At 71.7% G+C, this 18375-nt stretch carries 19 protein-coding genes and 1 pseudogene; 11 read left to right on the forward strand and 9 right to left on the reverse strand.

Annotation, left to right across the window (positions count from 1 at the left end):
• Position 1: 1 nt before the first annotated feature.
• Complete coding sequence (locus AB0K10_RS21620; protein WP_363686030.1) at positions 2-1054, reverse strand: phosphate acyltransferase PlsX; 1053 nt, start codon at positions 1052-1054, stop codon at positions 2-4.
• Positions 1054-2904, reverse strand: a complete 1851-nt coding sequence (locus AB0K10_RS21625; RefSeq protein WP_363686032.1) for an acyl-CoA dehydrogenase family protein — start codon at positions 2902-2904, stop codon at positions 1054-1056. Before AB0K10_RS21625 ends, AB0K10_RS21620 begins: the two co-directional genes overlap by 1 nt.
• A 159-nt stretch (positions 2905-3063) precedes the next feature.
• Here AB0K10_RS21625 and AB0K10_RS21630 point away from each other — a divergent pair, with 159 nt between their 5' ends.
• The 3 genes from AB0K10_RS21630 to AB0K10_RS21640 all read left to right on the forward strand — a co-directional run bounded on the left by AB0K10_RS21630 (position 3064) and on the right by AB0K10_RS21640 (position 4664).
• A complete protein-coding gene (locus tag AB0K10_RS21630; RefSeq protein WP_363686034.1) occupies positions 3064-3642 on the forward strand; it encodes an NTP transferase domain-containing protein in 579 nt (192 codons plus the stop codon).
• 9 nt (positions 3643-3651) lie between these two features.
• Entirely contained in the window at positions 3652-4113 is a 462-nt protein-coding gene (locus AB0K10_RS21635) for an HNH endonuclease (protein ID WP_363686036.1), read from the forward strand.
• Between the two features lie 212 nt (positions 4114-4325).
• Positions 4326-4664 carry a hypothetical protein gene (locus tag AB0K10_RS21640; protein WP_363686037.1) on the forward strand — a complete coding sequence of 113 codons (339 nt, stop codon included), beginning with the start codon at positions 4326-4328 and terminating at the stop codon, positions 4662-4664.
• Between the two features lie 280 nt (positions 4665-4944).
• Here the strand turns inward: AB0K10_RS21640 and AB0K10_RS21645 are convergent.
• Both AB0K10_RS21645 and AB0K10_RS21650 read right to left on the reverse strand, forming a co-directional pair.
• A pseudogene (locus tag AB0K10_RS21645) lies at positions 4945-5103 on the reverse strand (Tn3 family transposase); the annotation flags it as partial.
• Positions 5104-5366: 263 nt separating this feature from the next.
• Entirely contained in the window at positions 5367-6440 is a 1074-nt protein-coding gene (locus AB0K10_RS21650; protein WP_363686039.1) for a helix-turn-helix domain-containing protein, read from the reverse strand.
• A 53-nt stretch (positions 6441-6493) separates the two neighbouring features.
• Here AB0K10_RS21650 and AB0K10_RS21655 point away from each other — a divergent pair, with 53 nt between their 5' ends.
• On the forward strand, positions 6494-6889 hold the full coding sequence (locus tag AB0K10_RS21655) for a cupin domain-containing protein (RefSeq protein WP_363686041.1): 396 nt from the start codon (positions 6494-6496) through the stop codon (positions 6887-6889).
• Between the two features lie 122 nt (positions 6890-7011).
• Here the strand turns inward: AB0K10_RS21655 and AB0K10_RS21660 are convergent, their stop codons facing one another.
• Positions 7012-7917 carry a LysR substrate-binding domain-containing protein gene (locus AB0K10_RS21660; protein WP_363686043.1) on the reverse strand — a complete coding sequence of 302 codons (906 nt, stop codon included), beginning with the start codon at positions 7915-7917 and terminating at the stop codon, positions 7012-7014.
• Between the two features lie 79 nt (positions 7918-7996).
• Here AB0K10_RS21660 and AB0K10_RS21665 point away from each other — a divergent pair, with 79 nt between their 5' ends.
• The 4 genes from AB0K10_RS21665 (at position 7997) to AB0K10_RS21680 (ending at position 10983) form a co-directional block, all read left to right on the forward strand.
• The gene (locus AB0K10_RS21665; protein ID WP_363686045.1) at positions 7997-8827 is read left to right on the forward strand and encodes an NAD(P)-dependent oxidoreductase; all 831 of its coding nucleotides are present in this window, start codon (positions 7997-7999) and stop codon (positions 8825-8827) included.
• A complete protein-coding gene (locus AB0K10_RS21670) occupies positions 8824-9243 on the forward strand; it encodes a RidA family protein (RefSeq protein WP_363686047.1) in 420 nt (139 codons plus the stop codon). The genes AB0K10_RS21665 and AB0K10_RS21670 overlap by 4 nt, the downstream gene beginning before the upstream one ends.
• A 153-nt stretch (positions 9244-9396) precedes the next feature.
• Positions 9397-9825 (forward strand): hypothetical protein, encoded by a 429-nt coding sequence (locus tag AB0K10_RS21675; protein ID WP_363686049.1) that lies wholly within the window; start codon positions 9397-9399, stop codon positions 9823-9825.
• Between the two features lie 270 nt (positions 9826-10095).
• Entirely contained in the window at positions 10096-10983 is an 888-nt protein-coding gene (locus AB0K10_RS21680; protein WP_363686051.1) for a hypothetical protein, read from the forward strand.
• A 167-nt stretch (positions 10984-11150) separates the two neighbouring features.
• Here AB0K10_RS21680 and AB0K10_RS21685 read toward each other — a convergent pair whose 3' ends face one another.
• The 3 genes from AB0K10_RS21685 to AB0K10_RS21695 all read right to left on the reverse strand — a co-directional run bounded on the left by AB0K10_RS21685 (position 11151) and on the right by AB0K10_RS21695 (position 15567).
• Positions 11151-13061 (reverse strand): prolyl oligopeptidase family serine peptidase, encoded by a 1911-nt coding sequence (locus AB0K10_RS21685; RefSeq protein WP_363686053.1) that lies wholly within the window; start codon positions 13059-13061, stop codon positions 11151-11153.
• A gap of 78 nt (positions 13062-13139) precedes the next feature.
• Positions 13140-14564 (reverse strand): rifampin monooxygenase, encoded by a 1425-nt coding sequence (gene rox / locus AB0K10_RS21690; protein ID WP_363686182.1) that lies wholly within the window; start codon positions 14562-14564, stop codon positions 13140-13142.
• 274 nt (positions 14565-14838) lie between these two features.
• A complete protein-coding gene (locus tag AB0K10_RS21695; RefSeq protein WP_363686055.1) occupies positions 14839-15567 on the reverse strand; it encodes a TetR/AcrR family transcriptional regulator in 729 nt (242 codons plus the stop codon).
• A gap of 83 nt (positions 15568-15650) precedes the next feature.
• Here AB0K10_RS21695 and AB0K10_RS21700 point away from each other — a divergent pair, with 83 nt between their 5' ends.
• From AB0K10_RS21700 to AB0K10_RS21710, 3 genes are all read left to right on the forward strand, one after another.
• On the forward strand, positions 15651-16514 hold the full coding sequence (locus tag AB0K10_RS21700; protein ID WP_363686057.1) for an NmrA family NAD(P)-binding protein: 864 nt from the start codon (positions 15651-15653) through the stop codon (positions 16512-16514).
• Positions 16515-16698: 184 nt separating this feature from the next.
• Positions 16699-17175 (forward strand): hypothetical protein, encoded by a 477-nt coding sequence (locus AB0K10_RS21705; protein WP_363686058.1) that lies wholly within the window; start codon positions 16699-16701, stop codon positions 17173-17175.
• A 75-nt stretch (positions 17176-17250) separates the two neighbouring features.
• A complete protein-coding gene (locus AB0K10_RS21710; RefSeq protein WP_363686060.1) occupies positions 17251-17826 on the forward strand; it encodes a maleylpyruvate isomerase N-terminal domain-containing protein in 576 nt (191 codons plus the stop codon).
• A gap of 3 nt (positions 17827-17829) precedes the next feature.
• Here AB0K10_RS21710 and AB0K10_RS21715 read toward each other — a convergent pair whose 3' ends face one another.
• Positions 17830-18366 carry a GNAT family N-acetyltransferase gene (locus tag AB0K10_RS21715; protein WP_363686062.1) on the reverse strand — a complete coding sequence of 179 codons (537 nt, stop codon included), beginning with the start codon at positions 18364-18366 and terminating at the stop codon, positions 17830-17832.
• Positions 18367-18375: the final 9 nt, after the last annotated feature.

Genomic DNA, 18375 nt, shown 5'->3' on the forward strand with positions numbered 1-18375 from the left:
CTCACCCTTCGACAGGGCTGCGCCGGCTCCGCACTCGCTGCCGCGACGACGCTGCGAAGGCGGCGGCGATCCGGCCGACCACACCCGATCCGACGCACTCCCCGGCGATCCGCACGCCCGCCTCGACGTCGGCCGCGGTGGCCGTACCGTGGCAGATCACGCACACCCCGCGTACCCCGAGCAGCGCTCCCCCCGGCTCGGCCGCGAGCCCGTCGCGCACCGCTCGCGTCACCCGTCGCCGCCGCTCCCGCGCCAGCGCGCCGACGGGCGAGAACTCACGCACCGCGTCCAGCGCCAGGCCGACTGTGGCGTCCAACGTCCGCTCGTACATCTTCAACGCCACGTCGCCGGTGAACCCGTCGGTCACCGCCACGTCGATCCCGCCTCCGAGCACGTCGTACGCCTCGATCTGACCGGCGTAGCCGGGCATCGTGGCCAGCAGGAGGTGCGCGTCCCGGCGTACCGGCCCGCCCTTGACCGCCTCGTGCCCGTTGGACAGCAGGCCGATCCGCGGTCGGAGCAGCCCCAGCCGCCCGCGCGCGTACTCCGCCCCCAGCACCGCGAACTCGACAAGCCACTCCGGTACGGCAGCCGCCGTCGCGCCGATGTCCAGCAGCACGGTCGGGCCGGCGCCCGGCACCGGCAGCACCGTGGCCAGGGCCGGGTTGCTCACCCCTGGCACCCGACCCAGCCGGACGGCGGCCGCGAGCACCGCCGCGCCGGTGTTGCCCGGTGTCACCATGGCATCCGCCCGGCCGGCCGCCACCTCCCCGGCAGCGACCAGGAGCGAGGAGCGCCGCTTGGCGTACGTCGCGGCGACCGGATCCTCGCCCATCCCGACCACGTCCGGGGCGTGCACCAGCCGTACGCCCGCCGGCGCGACGCCGCCGGGCAGCAGCGGTCGGACGAGTGCCTGCGGGCCGACCAGCGCGATGTCCACGGTGGCGGCGGCGGCCAGCGCACCGGCGACGACGGGTTCCGGCCCGAGGTCCGCGCCGGCGACGTCGACAGCCACCCGCAGCCGCCGGTCCGGCGACTCACCCCGACGCGTCATCACCGCGTCCCCGCGCCGAGCCGGTCCCCCGCCGCGGATGCCCGGGTGGCGTCGTCCGTGACCACACCGTCGCGGTCCAGCCCTTCACGGCCCGGCCCGTCGCGGTCTGAGCCGTCGCGGTCCGAGCTGTCGCGGCCCGGACTGTCGCTCAGTGGTGTCGTCAGCCAGTGGCGTAGTGCGGCGCGGGCCGGTGCCAGCTCACCCGCGAAGGCGGCGACCAGGTCATCGGGCCGGTCCGGCGTCGGGGCGGGCCCGCCGTCGGCCCGCAGGTCGGCGGCGAGCACCTCGACCCGGGTGGCCAGCTCGGCGCCGCGCCAGCCCAGCGCGTAGCCGAGCGCCGCCTCGTCCGCGGCGCTCGCCCGTCCCGGCAGACCTGCGACGGCACGGCAACCGGGTTCGATCAGCTCGACGGCGGCGAGCAGCGCCTCGGCCTCGGCGAGAACCGCGGCGGCAGCGAACCGCCAGGCCTGGTCGGCGGCCCACCGACCGCAGCGGCGGGCAACGGCGACCAGGTCGACGAGGCGGGTGAGGAGCGTGCCGAGCGCGGCCACCGCCGGACGGTCGCTGTGGGCGGTGAGCGTCGCGGCGCGGGCCGCCGGAGTCGGGGCGTACGGCCGCAGCCGCAGCCGGGCGATGCGCGCCAGCGGTTGTGGTGGGCGGGAGTACGCCTCGGCCAACACCGGATAGCCGTCGCCGTAGCGGTCGGTCCCTGCGGCGAAGCGTTCCAACCGCCACTGCAACTGGTCGAGCAAGATGTGTCGGGTGCCGTCGAACACGCCGTAGAGCAGCACGTCGCGGACCCGCGCGGCGTAGCCGAACTCCTCGACAAGTGCCCGGGATCCCAGCACCGCGCGGCCCTCGTTGACGGCCTGCTCGGCCAGCTCGCAGCAGGCGTACTTGGCCACCGCGGCGGCGTACGCGGCGGCCGGCCCGAGCGCGTTGATGAGGAAGGTGGCCTTCACCGCGGTCGCCGCGACCAGCACGTCGAGAGCCGCCGCCCGCGCGAGGTGTTCGGCTATCGCACCGAGATGGACGATCGGCTCGCCGTAGACGTCGCGCTCGCGGGCGTACCGCACGGCCTGGGCCAGCGCGCCGCTGGCGGCGCCGGAGGCGAGCGAGCCGATGCCACCCCGCGACAGCGCCAGGGTCAGCTGCAGGATGGTGAGCCCGTCGCCGGGCGCCCCGATCGGCTGGGCCGGCGTGCCGGCGAACCGTACGCCGGAGATGTCGGCGGCGGTGGCGGGCAGCGTCCGCCACCGGGGCAGAGCGGTCACCGTGTCGTCCCGTTCGGCGAGGAACAGGCCGAAGCGGTCGGTGTCGCCGAGTCGGGCCAGGGTGACCAGCAGGTCGTGCCGGCTGCCGCCGTTGATCAGTTGCTTCTCCCCGGTCAGCCGGTATCCGTCACCGTCGGGGTCGACGCGGGTGTCGGTGCGGGCCAGGTTGCTGCCGTGTTCCAGCTCGGTGAGCAGCATCGCGGCCGCGCCTCCGCCGCGCAGCACCGCGCCGGCCCGCTCGCGCTGTTCGGGGGTGCCGGTGATGCACAGCGGCAGCAGGGCCAGCGCGTTGACGCCGAGGGTGATGGCGAGGCTGCCACTGTGCCGTGCGGCCACCGCGTTGAGGGCGTTGACGTGCACGGCGGTGGCGCTGTCCGGGTCGTACACGGCGGCCACGCCGAGCTCGCGCAGGTCGGCCAGGACGTCGTCCGGCGGGGTGCGGTCCGCGTCGGCGGCCGCGAGCCGGCGCGCGGTGTCGGGGCGCTCCAGGTGCCGGGCGATGGCCGGCAGCGGGTCGACCTGGGCCATCGGCCGGGGGCAGAGTCGTTGCCACGCCGACGTCTCGTCCGGTGTCATCCGCACCTCACCGTGAATACGTGACAGCAGATACGAGATGCATGTTAGCGGTCGCGGCCGACCGGTTCACCCCCCGAAGCACGTCCGATCGGCGCCCGGAAGCGCCCGGACTGCGCCGAGAAGCCCGGAACCGAAAGCGAGACCGGTTACGCTCGGCCCATGGTGACGGCCGGACTGCTGCTCGCGGCCGGCGCCGGCCGCCGGCTCGGCAGGCCGAAGGCACTCCTGCCCTACCGGGGGCAACTGCTGGTGGAGCACGCGGCGGGGATCCTCACGGCTGCCGGCTGCCAGCCGGTCGTGGTGGTGCTCGGCGCCCAGGCCGACGAGGTCCGCGACCGTACGCGGTTGTCCGACGTGGTGGTCAACGACGACTGGGCGACGGGGATGGGCTCCTCCCTGCGGGCCGGCCTGGCTGCGCTGACGTCCGGCGCGGCCGTGGCCGTCGTGGTCACCCTTGTCGACATGCCCGGACTCACCCCCGCTGCGGTACGCCGGGTCGCCCGCGACGCCACCGCCGACGCCCTCGCCGTGGCCACCTACGCGGACGGTCGACGTGGACACCCGGTGCTGCTCGGCCGGGAACACTGGGCCGGCGTGCGCGAGGCGGCGGTCGGAGACCGGGGCGCACGCGACTACCTGCGGGCCCAGGGCGATGCCGTCCGGCTGGTCCCCTGCGTCGACGTCGCCGACGACACCGACGTCGACCTTCCCGAACAGGCGGCCCGCCTGCCGGGCTAGGGTGACATCGTGCTCAGCAGGGTCACCGGGCTGTCCCGACACTTCACCGAGGACAGCCTGCGCGACTATCTCCTGCGTCGTTCGGTCCGGCGGGACGACGGCTGCCTGATCATCCGCGGCTACGGCACCCGACGCGGCACCTACCAGAAGGTCGCGGGCAGGGCCTGGGCGCACATCGTGGCGTACGCCGTCTTCGTCGGGGGGTACGACCCCGACCTGGAGGTCGACCACCTCTGCCCGGCGAAGGACTGCGTGGAGCCCACCCACCTACGACAGGTCAGCCACGCCGAGAACTGCCGCTCCCGGACGCAGGGGTCGACCTGCCGCAACGGGCACGACCGCGAGATCGACGAGTCGACGGGCCGCTATCGCCGGACGTGTCGCGCCTGCAACCGGGACAGCCAGCGCCGGTGGCGCGAGCGCCAGGCCGCCGAGGTGGCGCAGGCCCGTTCGGCGTACGTCCCGGCCTGACGCCGACGCCACACGTGCACGACAGGACGTCCCCGGCCGCTCAGCAACGCGGCGGACCGGAAGCGCAGCACGCCCCACGGATCGAGGAGGTTCCGGGCTGCGGGGCGCGACGTGTAGGTGGTACGAACTTGCAGGTGACGAGGAGACCCGATCGAGTCCCCCGGACAAGCCCGGAGCCGCGGGCTGGGCTGGTACAGCGGTCAGCACCTTTCTTGCCTCCAGGCAGCGCGATCCGCCAGGCGTTCATCTACCAGACCGCGCCCCACTTCCTTTTTTTCATCGTTGTCTATATCACCGGCCTTTCGATGTTCTGGGTCAAGTACCGGTGTGTGGCGGTCACTGAGGACGCCATCTACGTGCTGGAGAGTGCCAAGCTCTCGGGTGGGGGCAAGCCGCAGCGCCTTCTGGGAACGTTGCCCCGTCACACCCAGCTCGGCCCGGTCTCGAAGCGGTGGGCACAGTTGACGATCCTCGGCGAGCGTGGTTGGGTCCACAGGCGTTTCCACGACCAGGTGGTCGCGGCGGACCAGGAAGCCGGCTTCACTCGATGAGACACAGGGCGGCTGAGTCCCGCGGGTAGGTCAAGCCCGAACAGGAAGGCCGCGGCGGGCAGGCGCAGTGGCCGGTAGCCGTCGGCGTCGAGCTGGGCCAGCTCGCCATCGATGTCGACCGAGTGTGTGCCGTTGACGTTGACGTTGGCGTGGTGGCGGGGCCGGAGGTGCGCGAGCAGGTCGTCGCCGATGAGCCGGCCGGCGCAGCGCAGCGACGGCGAGGCCGTAGTACTCGGTAGTCCAGTGACGATCGCGTTGGTGGCCACCCTGGCGGCGACGCCCTGCGGTACGACTCGTCGGCCAGATACCGGGCCGCGTACACCGTGCGGCGCAACGCCCCGTACTCCTGGATCGCACTGGTCAGCGCGTTCTGCTGCCGCTTGCACGAGCACAGTTGCCCGACCACCAGGGCGGCGGTGGCGTGCCCGTACTTCACGCTGCCGATGACGCGAGTACACCATCCTAAAGTCTTACGCACAAGAACTGTCATTATGATGTCTGTACGGTATGCCCCTTTCGTGCTAGGTATTTAACCGATTATCGTTACTGGTAATCCATTAATCCGTTCGGACGTGCTCCGGCATGGCTCGCATTCGCAGCGGGTCAGTTCTCGGAAGCCGGCGCGCTCCACCGCCGGGGTCTTGGAGCAGGTCGCCGGGCCCGAAGCACAGCCGCACGCCCCCGTTGGGCCTCGCCAGACCCTCAGGCGGCCGGCCCGGCGGTGTCCCGCTCGCCTCGGCTTGGCGCAGGGGATCTCTCGTGGTCGGCTCTCAGCACGCTGCCACCGGTGCGGGGTGGGGTGGTGGTGAAGCGACCGCGATAGGCGCTGGGGGTCAGTCCGGTGTGGCGGCGGATCTGGGTGCGCAGGTTGGCGCTGGTGCCCAGGCCGCTGGCGCGGGCGACGGTGTCCAGGCGTGGTTCACCTGCTTCGAGCAGGCGGCAGGCCAGGTTGATGCGTTCGCTGGTCAGCCAGGCCAGCGGGGTGGTGCCCAGTTCGGTGTGGAAGCGGCGATGCAGGGTGGCCGGGCTGACGGCGGCGTGGGTGGCCAGGTCCGTCACGCTCAGGGGTTGGTGCAGCCGTCCTCGGGCCCAGTCGAGCAGCGGTCCCAGAGACGTGTCGAGTACGGCCGGCAGTGGCTGGGGGATGAACTGGCGTTGCCCGCCGTCGCGGTGCGCGGCGAACACCAGCCGACGGCTGACCATGTTGGCGACCTCGGCGCCGTGGTCGCGACGGATCAGGTGGAGGCCGAGGTCGAGGGCGGCGGCGCTGCCGGCGGCGGTGAGGACGTCGCCGTCGTCGACGAACAGCACGTCGGGACGCAGCAGCACGCGGGGGTGGCGGGCGGCGAACAGTTCGCTCCAGCGCCAGTGGGTGGTGGCGGGGCGGCCGTCGAGTACGCCGGCGGCGGCGAGGGTGAACGTGCCGGTGCAGAAGCTGACCAGCCGCGCACCGCGGGCGGCAGCCCGTCGCACGACCTCGACGACGGCGGGCGCGGGCGGGATGTGCGGGTCGGGTCGGTTCGGCACGATGAGGGTGTCAGCGCCTTCGGCGGCGTGCAGGTCGGGTACTCCGGTGAGGGTGAACAGCCCGGCGTGCAACACGGTGTCCGGGGCGGCGGCGCACAGCGTGAAGTCGTACCAGCGGCGGTCGATCTCCGGGCGGCGTAGGCCGAACAGTTCGGTGGCCACGCCCAGCTCGAACGGGTTCGACCCGTCGTCGACGAGCATCACCACGCGGTGCCCGCCGCCACCGGGCTGCGAGGATTGTTGCGGCATACGCGATTTCTAGCACTCACGCTGGGCTGACGGTATCGGCCACGATGAGAGCCATGATCAGTGAACCGGTCGAGCTGTCCACGGCACTGGCCACCTTCGAGGCGTTGTGGAGCCCGCGCATCGTGACGCAGGTCAACGACTATGACGTACGCATCGCGAAGGTCGCTGGCGAGCACGTGTGGCACCGCCACGACGACACCGACGAGTTCTTCCTCGTCCTCTCCGGCCAGTTGAGCATCGCCCTGCGCCCGACGGGCGAGCAGGAACGGACAGTGGTGCTGCCGCAGGGGTCGGTGTTCGTCGTACCGCGCCGCACCGACCACAAGCCCTTCTCCACAGGCGGCGCCGCGATCCTGATGTTCGAACGCACCGGCACCCTCAGCGTCGGCGACCACCATGACCCCGTTCCCGACCACGTCGACGCCACGACAGGGCATGACCTGCGGTGATCACACCTGAGCTCGGCTGCGCCAGACACGTACCCGACAGCATTACCGGCTCGCGCGCCATGCAGGGTTGAGGGGCCCGCCGCAGCGGAGTGAATCGACGTGCGTTGTTGCGCTGCGCCCGGTCAACGGCTTCGGGCGAACCCGCGGGCGGCGTCGTCCAGGTGAGCGAGGAACCGGGTCACCGCAGGTGGCCTGGCCCGTCCCGTGCTGGTGGCGGCGAAGATGCGCCGGACCGACTCGTCCTCGGGATGCAGGCGCAGCAGGACGATATCGGCCGGCGTGCCACGCACGGCCAGGGCGGGCACGAGCGCGACGCCGAGCCCGGCCGCGACGCAGCCGAGCTTGCCGATCCACTCCGCGGCGACGATGTCGATCCGCGGTTGGAAGCCGCTCGGCAGGCTGGCGCGCAGCAGGGTGTCTTCGGCGTTCGCGGAGCCGACGATGAACGCGTCGTCGGCCAGGTCAGCTAGTCGCACCACGCGTCGGCGGGCCAGTCGGTGCTCGTGCGGCACCGCCACGAGCAGCTGTTCGTCGAGAAGGTGATGCAAATCGACATGGACGGTGTCGGTCGGTCCCGTCGGTGACGAGCTGACCACCACCACGTCGGCGTCTCCGGCGGCGAGGCGTTCCAGCAGTTCGGGTGTCAGTCCCTCGATCAGTGACAGCGCCACGTCGGGATGCGCGGCGCGAAACGCTGCCATCGCCCGGGGCACGAGTGCCGCGACGGCGGTCGGGAACGCGCCGACACGTAGCCGGCCGCTGTCGAGGCGGTGGAGATCGTCGAGATCTCGCCGGGCGGCGGCGAGCCGATCCAGGATTGCCTCCGCGTGCGGCAACAGGACGCGTCCTTGTTCGGTCAGTGCCACGCCGCGCGGCAGCCGGTCGAACACCTGGACCCCGAACTGCGCCTCCAACGCCGCGATCTGCCGCGAGACCGACGACTGGGTGAACTGCAGATGGTGGGCGGCGGCCGTGATCGAGCCGTGACGCGCGACCGTCCGGAACACCTCCAACAGCACGGTCTCCACCCTGACATCTTAATTTTGCATGGCACCCATGCCGGACATTCGTTGGTCGCATGTTTCGGCGATCTCTACCGTGGTGGCCGTGACGAGCATCGCGATCCTGGGAACAGGGCACATGGGTACGGCAATCACACGGCGACTGGTGGCGACCGGTCACCGAGTCACGGTCTGGAATCGCAGTCCGGCGCACGCCGCACCGCTGACCGCGCTCGGCGTCGAGATCGCGGCGACGCCTGCCGAGGCCGTGGCCGGGGCCGACCTGGTGATGACGATGCTGACCGACGCCGCCGCGGTCGAAGCCACGCTGTTCGGCACCGGACCCGGCGACTCCGACTCCGCGGTGACGGCCATGGCACCGGGGGTCGTGGTCGTACAGATGTCGACGATCGGGCCTGACGAGGTACGCGGCATCGCCGCCCGCCTGCCGCGGACGCTGTCGTTGCTCGACGCTCCCGTCGGCGGCAGCGTGGGCGCGGCCGAGGCGGGCACCCTCACCATCTTCGCCGCCGGTTCACCCGCCTCCCTGGATCTCGCCGAACCCGTGCTGCGCCACCTCGGCAGGGTCCGCCGCTGCGGCCCCGTCGGCGCCGGTGCGGCCCTGAAGCTCGTGGTCAACACGGCGCTGGTCACCGCGCTCGGCGCGCTGCACGACGCCCTCGCCGTCGCCGACGCGATAGGCGTCGATGCGGCGACCGCGCTCGACGCCCTCGCGGCGGGGCCGCTGAGCGGTGCGATCCAGCGGGCGACCGCGACTGGTGCGTCGTTCGCGATCTCCCTGGCCGCCAAGGACACGCGGCTCGCCCTGCGCGAGGTGCAGACCGCCCCCGTCGCGGCCGCCGCACTGCACCTGCTCGACTCCGCCGCCGACCCCACGGCGGACATCGCGTCGCTGCTCAACCTGGAGAACGGATGAACCTGAACCTGGACAACCCGGAGACAGTCGCCGCACCGTTCGGTGACCGGTTCGCCCACGTCGCTCGCCTGGACCTCGACGGCGGCGCCCTGCTCATGCTCGCCGGGCAGGTCGCCGTGGACGACGCCGGCGAGGTCGTCGCACCAGGCGACGCCGCCGCCCAGGCAGAACGTATCTTCGAGATCATCCACGGGCTCCTGGCGGCGCACGGGGCCACCTTCGCCGACGTGCTGCACATCCGCACCTTCATGACCAGCTTGCAGGACCTGCCCGCCTACGCCGCGGTACGCCGAGGCCTGTTCCCCGCACACCCCGCCACCAACCCGCCGGCCAGCACCACCGTAGAGGTCAGCCGCCTGTTCCTACCCGGAGCGGTACTGGAGGTGGAAGTCACCGCGGCGGTCCGATCCCGATGAGGCCCCACGCTCGGGAGTGTCTCGCTGACGGCACCTCTCCGCGTCAAGCCATCGGCCCCCCTCTTCGGTCTCGCAGACGCTGAACTTCGGCGCGGCAACCTTCAGGCCCTTCATCGGGTGACAGACCTGGGTGGAGTTGTCGGATCAAGCGGCGTGGTGCTGGCCGTTGACCGGCGGGATCACGGTGCACTGGCTGACGGTGGTCAAGCGGCCCGATTGCGGGCCTGTGCAGAGCCGCAGACCGCGTTCTTCACCTTCTTCATGCAGATCGTCTCGGACGTAGCGGGGAGGAAGGCTCTGACCGACGCTTTGCGAGGTGCGGGAGTGGACATCAAGGCGGAGCAGACAGACCAACGAGCACAGATGCGCGATTCGCTGGCTGACCTCCTGCACGGCTCCCAGCGCGCAGGTGCCGTCCGTCCCGACGTCGGCATGCCCGAGATGCTCGCCCTGCTACGAGGGGCCAGCATGGCGCCGGAGACCGGCAAGTACTCCGGGCCGTTGCTCGAGCGTGCGGTGGCCGTCCTGTTCGACGGCTTGCGGCCGTCGGTCGCTTCGCCGACGCCTTTGCCACCTGTCTGAGCCCGCCTTCCACCTGTCGATGCACGGGTGGTGACTTCCGTCGGCACGTGTCGAGCGACGAGTTCGATGCAAGACCTGCAACGTCGGGTTGCCGGGTGTGGGCGAGAGCCCGGGGGTGTTCGGCGACGGAGTATTGGGCAACACGGGTTCGCGGCGATCGACCGGGAGTGCGCCTAGGTGGATTGGCGTTACGCGGTCTGGGACCGTCTGGACACCATGCCTGACCTGTCAGTCTTCTGTGCCGTGGTGCGCAGATGCCACCATGTGGCCATGCCCACCCCGGTCGAGGGAATCATGAGTGACTATGGCGATGTCGTTGCCGCCTGGCTGGCGGGCAAGCCGACCAGCGGCCTTCGCCTGTGGGTACTCACGATGTTCTGGTGGGGGCGGGTGGGCAAGATCCTGCAGTTTGTGGCGGCGCTGGTCGCCATTGTCGATCTGTTGAGCCCCACCTGGTTGCGGGCCCGCCAGGACTCCGCGGAGATGCGGGCACGCCTTGCTCTTACCCGCGGCGGTCGGCGCCAACAACTCCGTCGAATCATGATCCGACGCGCCGCGATCCGCGACGACTTCTTCATCCATTGGGTTCACGCCCACGGACGGACGCACGCACACATGACGTTCAGCTTGGTACGGGAACCGCCGGCTCGGGTACCGCAAGGCCTCAATCTGTCGCTGGACGCGTACCAAGACCACCATCGGCGAATCATCGACCGGGTCGCGGACGAACACTCGTGTTCCGATCCACACAAGTCGCCCTGCTCGGAGCAGCAGAGGTACCTGAAGCATGCCATCGATGAGCTGTTGGCCGGACAGCTTCCACCATCCCAACGCCACCTGGTCGCGCACGCCGAGGTGACCGCAGCCGGCGGCAGCTTCGGCTGGATTGGCATCGGGTTTGCTCTCGCGGTGGTCGGCGGCCTGACACATTCTCTGCTGTTGGCTGTGGTCGGGATCGGCATCGTCCCGATCGGGTGGCTCCCCTTCCAGGTACGGCTGTGGGGAATCACCCAGTGGCACCGCCTGCGTGGCCGGCTGGAGCGAATCCTTGGGCAGGAGATGACCGCGTCCCCCGAATCTCAGCCGTTCCGGCGGCTAAGGCTGCTGGCGTTACTCCTGTTCATCGTCGGCGTTCACTTTGACCTGCTCGCATCGTGACAACCGCGCGGGCGACGCACCTGCGCCTGGGCTGCATGAACCGCAGACTCCGCAACAGGATCGGCGACGGCTGCACAAGCGCGGGACCCACTGCGGGTGGGGCGACCCATCCGGCCTGCTGGAAGCGTCCGACGACCCGTCATGGATCGCGCACCGATTGAGCCGGGTCAGGTTGCACCAGGCCGCAGCCAGCGATCGAACCAGGCGCGGGTCCGGCGCAGGACGTCGAGTTGGTGGTGACGTTCCCGGATCGTGTGACCCTCTCTCGGGTAGATCACGAACTCGTGCTCGACGTCGAAGTGACGCAGCGCCCGGTGCAGGTACACGGCCTGCCCGAGGGGGACGTTGGTGTCCTCGGCGCCGTGCAGGATGAGCACCGGAGTGCGGATGTGGCTGGCGAAGGAGATCGGGCTGACCGCGTCATGCGGGTGTGGGCCGATGCCGGACCAGCCGGTGCTGCCGCCGAGCGCGGCTTCGAACTGGCCGTTCTCCCCGGTCGCGGCGAGCATGCCCCAGTCGATGACGCCGGCGCCGACCAGCGCGGCACGGAAGCGATCGGTCTGCCCGACGGCCCAGGCGGACATGAAACCGCCGTGGCTCCAGCCAGCGATACCCAGCCGGTCGGGGTCGGCGATGCCGTCGGCCACGAGCAGGTCGATACCGGTCAGGATGTCGGTCCACTCCTCCTGTCCGACCCGGCCGGCGACACTGGCGGCGAACTGGTGGCCATGGCCCTGGCCGCCGCGCGGGTTGGGCAGCAACACCGCGTATCCGGCGGCGGCCAGCCACTGCGCGCTGGGGAACCAGAACAACTGGCAACGATCGGCGTAGCGCTCATACGGGCCGCCGTGCACGATCGTGACCAGCGGGAACGGGCCTTCCGACGCGGTTCGTCCGACCGGCAGCACGAGCAGGCCGTCCAGGTCGAGGCCGTCGGTGGCCCGGTAGGCCAGCGGTCGTTGCGTGCCGAAGGCGACGTCGTCCAGTTCCGGGCGGGTGTTGGTGATTCTGCGTAGCGGCCCGGCCGGCGGCCCGACGTGGACATTCGGGGGTTCATGGCGGGTGCCGGTGAGGACGGCCACCTGGCCGCCGGCAGGGGTGGTGGTGAGATTGTCGAGGCGTCCGGGGCGCTGCGCCAGGGCGGTGAGGTCGGTGGGACCGAGCCGGGCCAGCGTCGTGTTCAATCCGTCGGCGAACACCACCAGCGGGGCGGCATCGGTCTGGCAGAGTTCGGTGGGGCACATCGGTAGGCCAGCGGTGCGGTTGCGCAGGACGCGGCTCTCCACGGCCAGGTCGAACACCGCGGTGCCGGCGTGCAGGACCGGCGGGGTGAGCGCGAGGTAACCGAGGTGCCAGCCGTCCTCGCCCCGCCACCAGGCCAGGGATCGCGCGTCGGCCTCGACCGGCCCGAGATTCTCCACAGTCTCGGTCCCGAGGTCGAACAGGTGCAGTTGGCCGGTACGCGGACCGTGGTCGTTGTCGGCGCTGGCCCAGGTGAGCACGGCAACCGGGCCGCCGTCAGGACGTTGCCGCAGTTCCACGACGTGCCGGTCACCGAACACCGTCGGGGTGGTTACCCGGCCGGTGCGCAGGTCGAGCAGGCGCAGCCGGGCCCGCGGTTCGCGCTCGCCGACGACAATGGCGTCGTCGCGGTCCCGGGCACGGCGCGCATCCCGCTCGGTGGGTTCGTCCTCGGCGAGCAGGGCGACCCGGGTGGGGTCGGTGAGCGGCAGGTGATCGAGGACGCCGACGCCCCAGCGGGTCAACGCGGTGATCGTGCCGTCGGCGAGGGTGAGCCCGTGCAGCTGTGGGACACCGCGATCGGCGCGGTCGGACAGGAAGAACAGCGTCCGCGAGTCGGCCGACCAGCGTGGACGGGACTCGGTCGCGGTGTCACCTGTCGCCCGGCGCGACGCGAGGGCGCCATCGGGGTCGACGAGCCACAGTTCGGTGTCGAGGTGGTCACCGGTCCGGCTGAGGGGCGTCAGGACGTGGCAGAGCAGGCGGCCGTTCGGGGCGAGCACCGGGGACCGCGGATCACGACCATCGACCACGTGCTCGGCGCTGAGACCTGTCACGCGGGCAGTCTGCCAGCATCAGCCGGACCGGGGAGCGGACCGGGGCTCGTACGCCTGCCCGGTCCGCTCCCCCCGCCGTCAGTGGGTGGGCTCGCCGAACCAGCGGGAGAGGTGGCCGTCCAGGTCCCGCTGGTCGTCGCCGATCCAGGCGACGTGCCCGTCCGGGCGCAGCAGGACACAGGGGACGTCCAGCTCCGCGGTGGGATCCGCGAGGTGGTCGACCCGGTCCGACCAGCCGCCGACGGTCAGGCGTCCGGTGCGGTCCAGCAGCAGGCCGCGTCCGCGATGCAGCAGGCCGTAGAGGTGGCCCTGTCGCACCTCGATGTCGCTCAGGCGGCGGCCGAGCAGGTCGGGGCCCCCGCCCAGGTCGTAGCGGATGCCGGTCCCGGCGATCTTCTCGATCAGATGGCGGTTCACCTCGTCGAAGTCCATCAGTTCGGCGAACAGCCGGCGCAGCGCCCGCGCGCCCGGCTCGTCGGACAGCAGTACGGTCTGGGCGCGGGTGTTGTCCAGCACGTCCGCGGCGACCGGATGACGTTCGGCCTGGTAGGTGTCCAGCAGTGTCTCCGGCGCCCAACCGCGGACCTGCGCGGCCAGTTTCCAGCCGAGGTTGAACGCGTCCTGCACACCCAGGTTGAGGCCCTGCCCGCCGATGGGTGGATGGATGTGCGCCGCGTCGCCGGCCAGCAGCACCCGCCCGACCCGGTAGCGTTCCGCCAGCCGGGTGGCGTCGCCGAAGCGGGACATCCAGCGCGGGGAGTGCACGCCGAAGTCGGTCCCGGCGACGGCCCGCAACTGCTGCCGGAAATCATCGAGGGTGGGCGGTTCCGCGCGGTCGCTGACTCCGGCCGCCGGGACCACGACGCTGTAGACGCCACTGCCGAACGGCCGCATCCAGAACGGGTGCGGGGTTTCGCGGATCTCGGCCACCCGGACGGCGACCTCCTCGGGCGGCACACCCACTTCCATCTCGCCCATCAGCGTCTGCCTGCGCGTGGGCTCGCCGGGGAAGCCGACGCCCAGGAGCTTGCGTACCGTGCTGCGCCCGCCGTCACAGCCGACGAGGTAACGCGCCCGCAGCCGTTCCCCGTCGGCCAGCTCGACGGTCACCCCGTCCGCGTCCTGCTCTACGCCGACGACCGCGCAACCGCGGCGGACCTGCGCGCCCCGCTCGATCGCGTGGTCTTCGAGCAGGCGGACGATGACCGGCTGCGGGATGCCCAGCAGATAGGCGTACGCGGAGTCCAGGCCGTTGGGCGCGGGTTTGGCGATGGCGGCGAAGAATCCGGCGGCCGGACGTCGCCGACCGTGCGGGAGGATGCGATCCAGCAGCCCGCGCATCGCCAGGAGCTCGAGGCTGCGGATGTGCAGGCCGACGATCCGGACGAACGAGACGGGCTCGGTCTCCCTCTCCAGCACGAGGACGCGTACGTCGTGTAACCGCAGTTCGGCGGCCAGGATCGCGCCGGTCGGCCCGCAGCCGGCGATGATCACGTCGAACACGGGCGGCATGCCGTCGGCGATGCCGGTGGCCGGCGATGGGAGTTCCGCGACGTCGTTGGACGGCTGCGCGGTGGTGTGTCGTGGAGTGTGCACAGGTGTTGCCCTTCGGGAGTGCCACGGTGGCGAGGCGCTCCCGACGACACCTACGTCAGTCGCCCGGCCGTGACGGCAAGGGGGAGCACCCACTTCGATACGACGGTCATGGGTCTCACCTCCTCGGGCGGTGTCACGGTCAGCAGGACGCTACAAGCCCGCTCAGCGACCCGTCCACTGCTTATTCGCCCCGGTGCGGGGAGTGGGTCAACGAGCGGCGCAGCCATTCGCCCATCAGCGTGCGTTCGGCGTCGGTGAGCCCGGGAAGTTCGGGAAGGACCGTCGTGAAGGTCACCGTCACCGCGTTCGTGGCCGTGTCGGGTGTCGCCGGAGCATCCACGACGATGCCGCCGAGGACGGCGTCGAACATGGCGTCGGCCAGACCGGTGTCGCGCTCGTCGTCGGGTGTCCCCAGCAGGGCGAGAATGGTTCCGTTGCCCGCGGCGTGAATCATCATGAGCGCCCGCTGCTCGTCGACACGCAGCAGGCCGGCCGTGGCGAGCCGCCGCACCCGGGCACGCAGCACCTCGATCCCCGCGAGCGTCGCCGGTGAGGGCCTGCCGCGCCCACGCGTGGCCATGAGCGCGTACAGCTCGGGGTTCGCCAGGCCGAACCCGATGTGCGTCCGCCATCCGGAGCGCAGGTCCGCGATGGGGTCATCCGTCGCCTCGTGCGCGCTTGCCGACTTGTCGCTGACGTAGGTGGCCATGACGTGTTCGGCGACGGCGTCGATGAGGCCGTCCTTGTCACCGAACAGGCGGTAGATGGTGGGCGCCTGCACGCTGGCCGCCTGGGCGACGGCGCGCGTGGTCACCGCGTCCGCCCCGCTCTCGCGCAGCACCCGTGCGGCTGCCGCGATGATGCCGGCCCGGACGTCGTCCCGGGATGCCGCTTCCTGCGCTCCCACCATGAACCGATGCTAACAGCATCTTGTTATCTTCGTATTATCACTGCTAACGTCTCACCGATATCGTTGCTAACGAGGGAGTTTTCATGATCGTCGTAACCGGGGCCACCGGCCAGCTCGGCTCCCTGATCGTCGACCGGCTGCTCGAGCGGGTCCCCGCCAGCGGAGTGGCCGTGAGTGTGCGCGACGTCGACAAGGCCACCAGCCTTGCCCACCGTGGCGTCCGCGTCCGCGCCGGCGACTTCACCGACGCCGCGACGTTGGCGCACGCCTTCGAGGGCGCCGACACGATCCTCATCGTCTCCGCCGCCATCCGCGGCCCCGGGGCGGTCGTCGCCAACCGCGCCGCCATCGACGCCGCCCACGCCGCCGGGGCCACGCGCATCCTCTACACCAGCCACCAGGCCGCCTCCCGGCACTCGCTGTTCCCCGCCCAGCTCACGCACGCCGAGACCGAGGAGCACCTGGCCGGGCTGGGCGTGCCCTTCACCGCCCTGCGCAACGGCTTCTACGCGAGCACACTCAGCTACTCCATCGGAGCGGCGCTCGAGACCGGCCAGCTCGTCGCGCCCGCGGACGGCCCCGTGTCGTGGACCGCACACGTCGACCTGGCCGAGGCGGCGGCGATCGCCCTGACCGACGAGGGTGTCCTCGACGGCATCACGCCTGCCCTGACCGCATCCGAGGCCCTCGACCTCGAGGCGGTGGCCGCCCTGCTGACCGACATCACGGGCCGCGTGATCAAACGCGTCGTCGCCACCGACGAAGAGTGGCGGGCGGGCGCCATCGAAGGAGGCATGCCGGCCGCGGCCGCCGACTTCACCCTCGGCCTGTACCGCGCGGCGCGACGGGGAGAGTTCGCCGTCACCGACCCGACCCTGGAGGGCCTCCTCGGTCACCCCCCGACGTCCGCCCGCTCGGTGCTCGAGGCCATTGTCGCCCGCCGGTGACGAGCTAGAAGGCGAGATCCTCGTGCCGGACCAGTGTCGGGGCAGCGCGTCCTCGTCCCGGCGCCGGACCCGGACCCGGACCCGGACGAGTGTCGACTGTGGCGCGCGGGCGCGCGGGCGCGCGGACGGCGAGCACCCCCGGCAGGTTGACCCTCGACCGGGTCGAGGCCCGAGCATCTGCGCCATGAAAGACCAGCCGACACCCGACCCAACCATGATCCGCATCGGTGCGGCCGTGCAGCTCGGCCGATCGGGGCAGAAGGTCCACGCCCGCACCGCTCTCACCGCCCTGTGGGACGAGATCGGCGCGGGCGGCGACGCCTTCCACCGTTGCACTCTCGCCCACTACCTCGCCGATCTGCAGGACACTCTCGACGCGGAGCTGCGGTGGGACGAGCGCGCCCTGGCCGCCGTGTCCGATTTGACCGACGAGCGCGCCCAGCGGTACCTGGCCTCGCTCCAGGTCCAGGCGTTCCTGCCGTCGCTGCATCTCAATCTGGCCGACTGTCACCGGCGCCTGGGCAACGCCGCCCAGGCCCACAAGCACCTCGCCGAAGCCCGCCAGCACCTGACGCACCTGCCGGACGACGCGTACGGCGAGGCCATCCGCGCCGCCGTACGCGACGTCGCCGTGGACGACCCGACCGACTCACGGCCGTAGTGGGTCGCGGAAAGTGGCGGCGGCCGGACGGCGATCTCGGTTGCGCCGGCCGATCGGCACTGCGAGGGTCGAGCGATGTCAACGGTGACCGGCACCGACCTGCTCGATGCGGCCGACGAGACGACACGGGTGCTCCATCCGCACCGCGAGCGTGACTGGTCGGTGCCCGCCGGCACGCTCACCTGGAGCTGCTGGACGACCGCCGCGCACATCGCGCACGACCTTCTCGCGTACGCCGGGCAGGTCAGTGGCCTTCCGGGGGACGGCTACCTGCCGTACGACCTGCGGGTCTCCCCCACCGCGAGTCCGGCGCAGGCCCTCACCGTGGTGCGGGCCTGCGCCGGGCTGCTCGCCGTCGCGGTCGACGCGGCCGCGCCGGACGCGCGGGCATGGCACTTCGGGCCCTGCGACCCGGCCGGCTTCGCCGCCATGGGGGTGGCCGAGACGCTGCTGCACACCGACGACATCACCCGGGGGCTCGGCGTGCCGTGGCAGCCGCCGGTCCGGCTGAGCGCGTTGGTGCTGCGGCGTCTCTTCCCGGACGCCCCCTCCGGCCCCCCACCCGACGTGCTGCGGTGGATGACCGGTCGCGGCGACCTGCCCGGCCGGGAGCGGCGCACGTCCTGGCATTGGCGCGCCGCGGTCGACTGACCGCTAGGCGGCGGCGCGAGAGTGCCGGTGACCGTCGCGGGGAAAGGGCGGCCGGGCCGGCAGCACCTCCTGGAAGACGTAACCGCTCTTCTGCGCCACCCGGCAGGACGCCACATTGTCCACCTGGTGCAGCAGGTCGAGCCGGGTCAGTCCGGGAAACCGGTCGAAGGCCCACTCGCTGAGCGCGGTGACAGCCCGTGGGGCGACCCCTCGACCGCGCGCCCACGCCGCCGTCCAGTAGCCCACCTCGGCTGCCGGCTGCCCGGGCGCGACACCCTTGAGCGCCACGTTCGCCACCAGCCGCGGGCCGTCCACGTCGTCCTCGACGACGGCGAGGCTGTATCGGCGGCCGTCGTTCCAGTCCTGTCGCGCCCGGTCCAGCCACCGCCGGCCCTCGGCGGCGTCGGTCACCGGGACGCGGGTCCAGCGGCGCAGCACCGGATCCCGGTACGCGGCCAGCAGCGCGTCGAGGTCGTCCCCGCACCAGGGGCGCAGGACGAGTCCGGGGGCGATCTCCGACGTCGGTGCCACGATCAACATCCGTACAGT

Source organism: Micromonospora sp. NPDC049274 (assembly GCF_040678875.1).
Taxonomy (GTDB): domain Bacteria; phylum Actinomycetota; class Actinomycetes; order Mycobacteriales; family Micromonosporaceae; genus Micromonospora.

Coding starts and splice junctions, on each gene's coding strand:
- AB0K10_RS21620 (WP_363686030.1), bottom strand. CDS start 1,054: ATGACGCGTCGGGGTGAGTCGCCGGACCGGCGGCTGCGGGTGGCTGTC.
- AB0K10_RS21625 (WP_363686032.1), bottom strand. CDS start 2,904: ATGACACCGGACGAGACGTCGGCGTGGCAACGACTCTGCCCCCGGCCG.
- AB0K10_RS21630 (WP_363686034.1), top strand. CDS start 3,064: ATGGTGACGGCCGGACTGCTGCTCGCGGCCGGCGCCGGCCGCCGGCTC.
- AB0K10_RS21650 (WP_363686039.1), bottom strand. CDS start 6,440: ATGCCGCAACAATCCTCGCAGCCCGGTGGCGGCGGGCACCGCGTGGTG.
- AB0K10_RS21655 (WP_363686041.1), top strand. CDS start 6,494: ATGATCAGTGAACCGGTCGAGCTGTCCACGGCACTGGCCACCTTCGAG.
- AB0K10_RS21670 (WP_363686047.1), top strand. CDS start 8,824: ATGAACCTGAACCTGGACAACCCGGAGACAGTCGCCGCACCGTTCGGT.
- AB0K10_RS21680 (WP_363686051.1), top strand. CDS start 10,096: ATGCCCACCCCGGTCGAGGGAATCATGAGTGACTATGGCGATGTCGTT.
- AB0K10_RS21695 (WP_363686055.1), bottom strand. CDS start 15,567: ATGGTGGGAGCGCAGGAAGCGGCATCCCGGGACGACGTCCGGGCCGGC.
- AB0K10_RS21700 (WP_363686057.1), top strand. CDS start 15,651: ATGATCGTCGTAACCGGGGCCACCGGCCAGCTCGGCTCCCTGATCGTC.
- AB0K10_RS21705 (WP_363686058.1), top strand. CDS start 16,699: ATGAAAGACCAGCCGACACCCGACCCAACCATGATCCGCATCGGTGCG.
- AB0K10_RS21710 (WP_363686060.1), top strand. CDS start 17,251: ATGTCAACGGTGACCGGCACCGACCTGCTCGATGCGGCCGACGAGACG.
- AB0K10_RS21715 (WP_363686062.1), bottom strand. CDS start 18,366: ATGTTGATCGTGGCACCGACGTCGGAGATCGCCCCCGGACTCGTCCTG.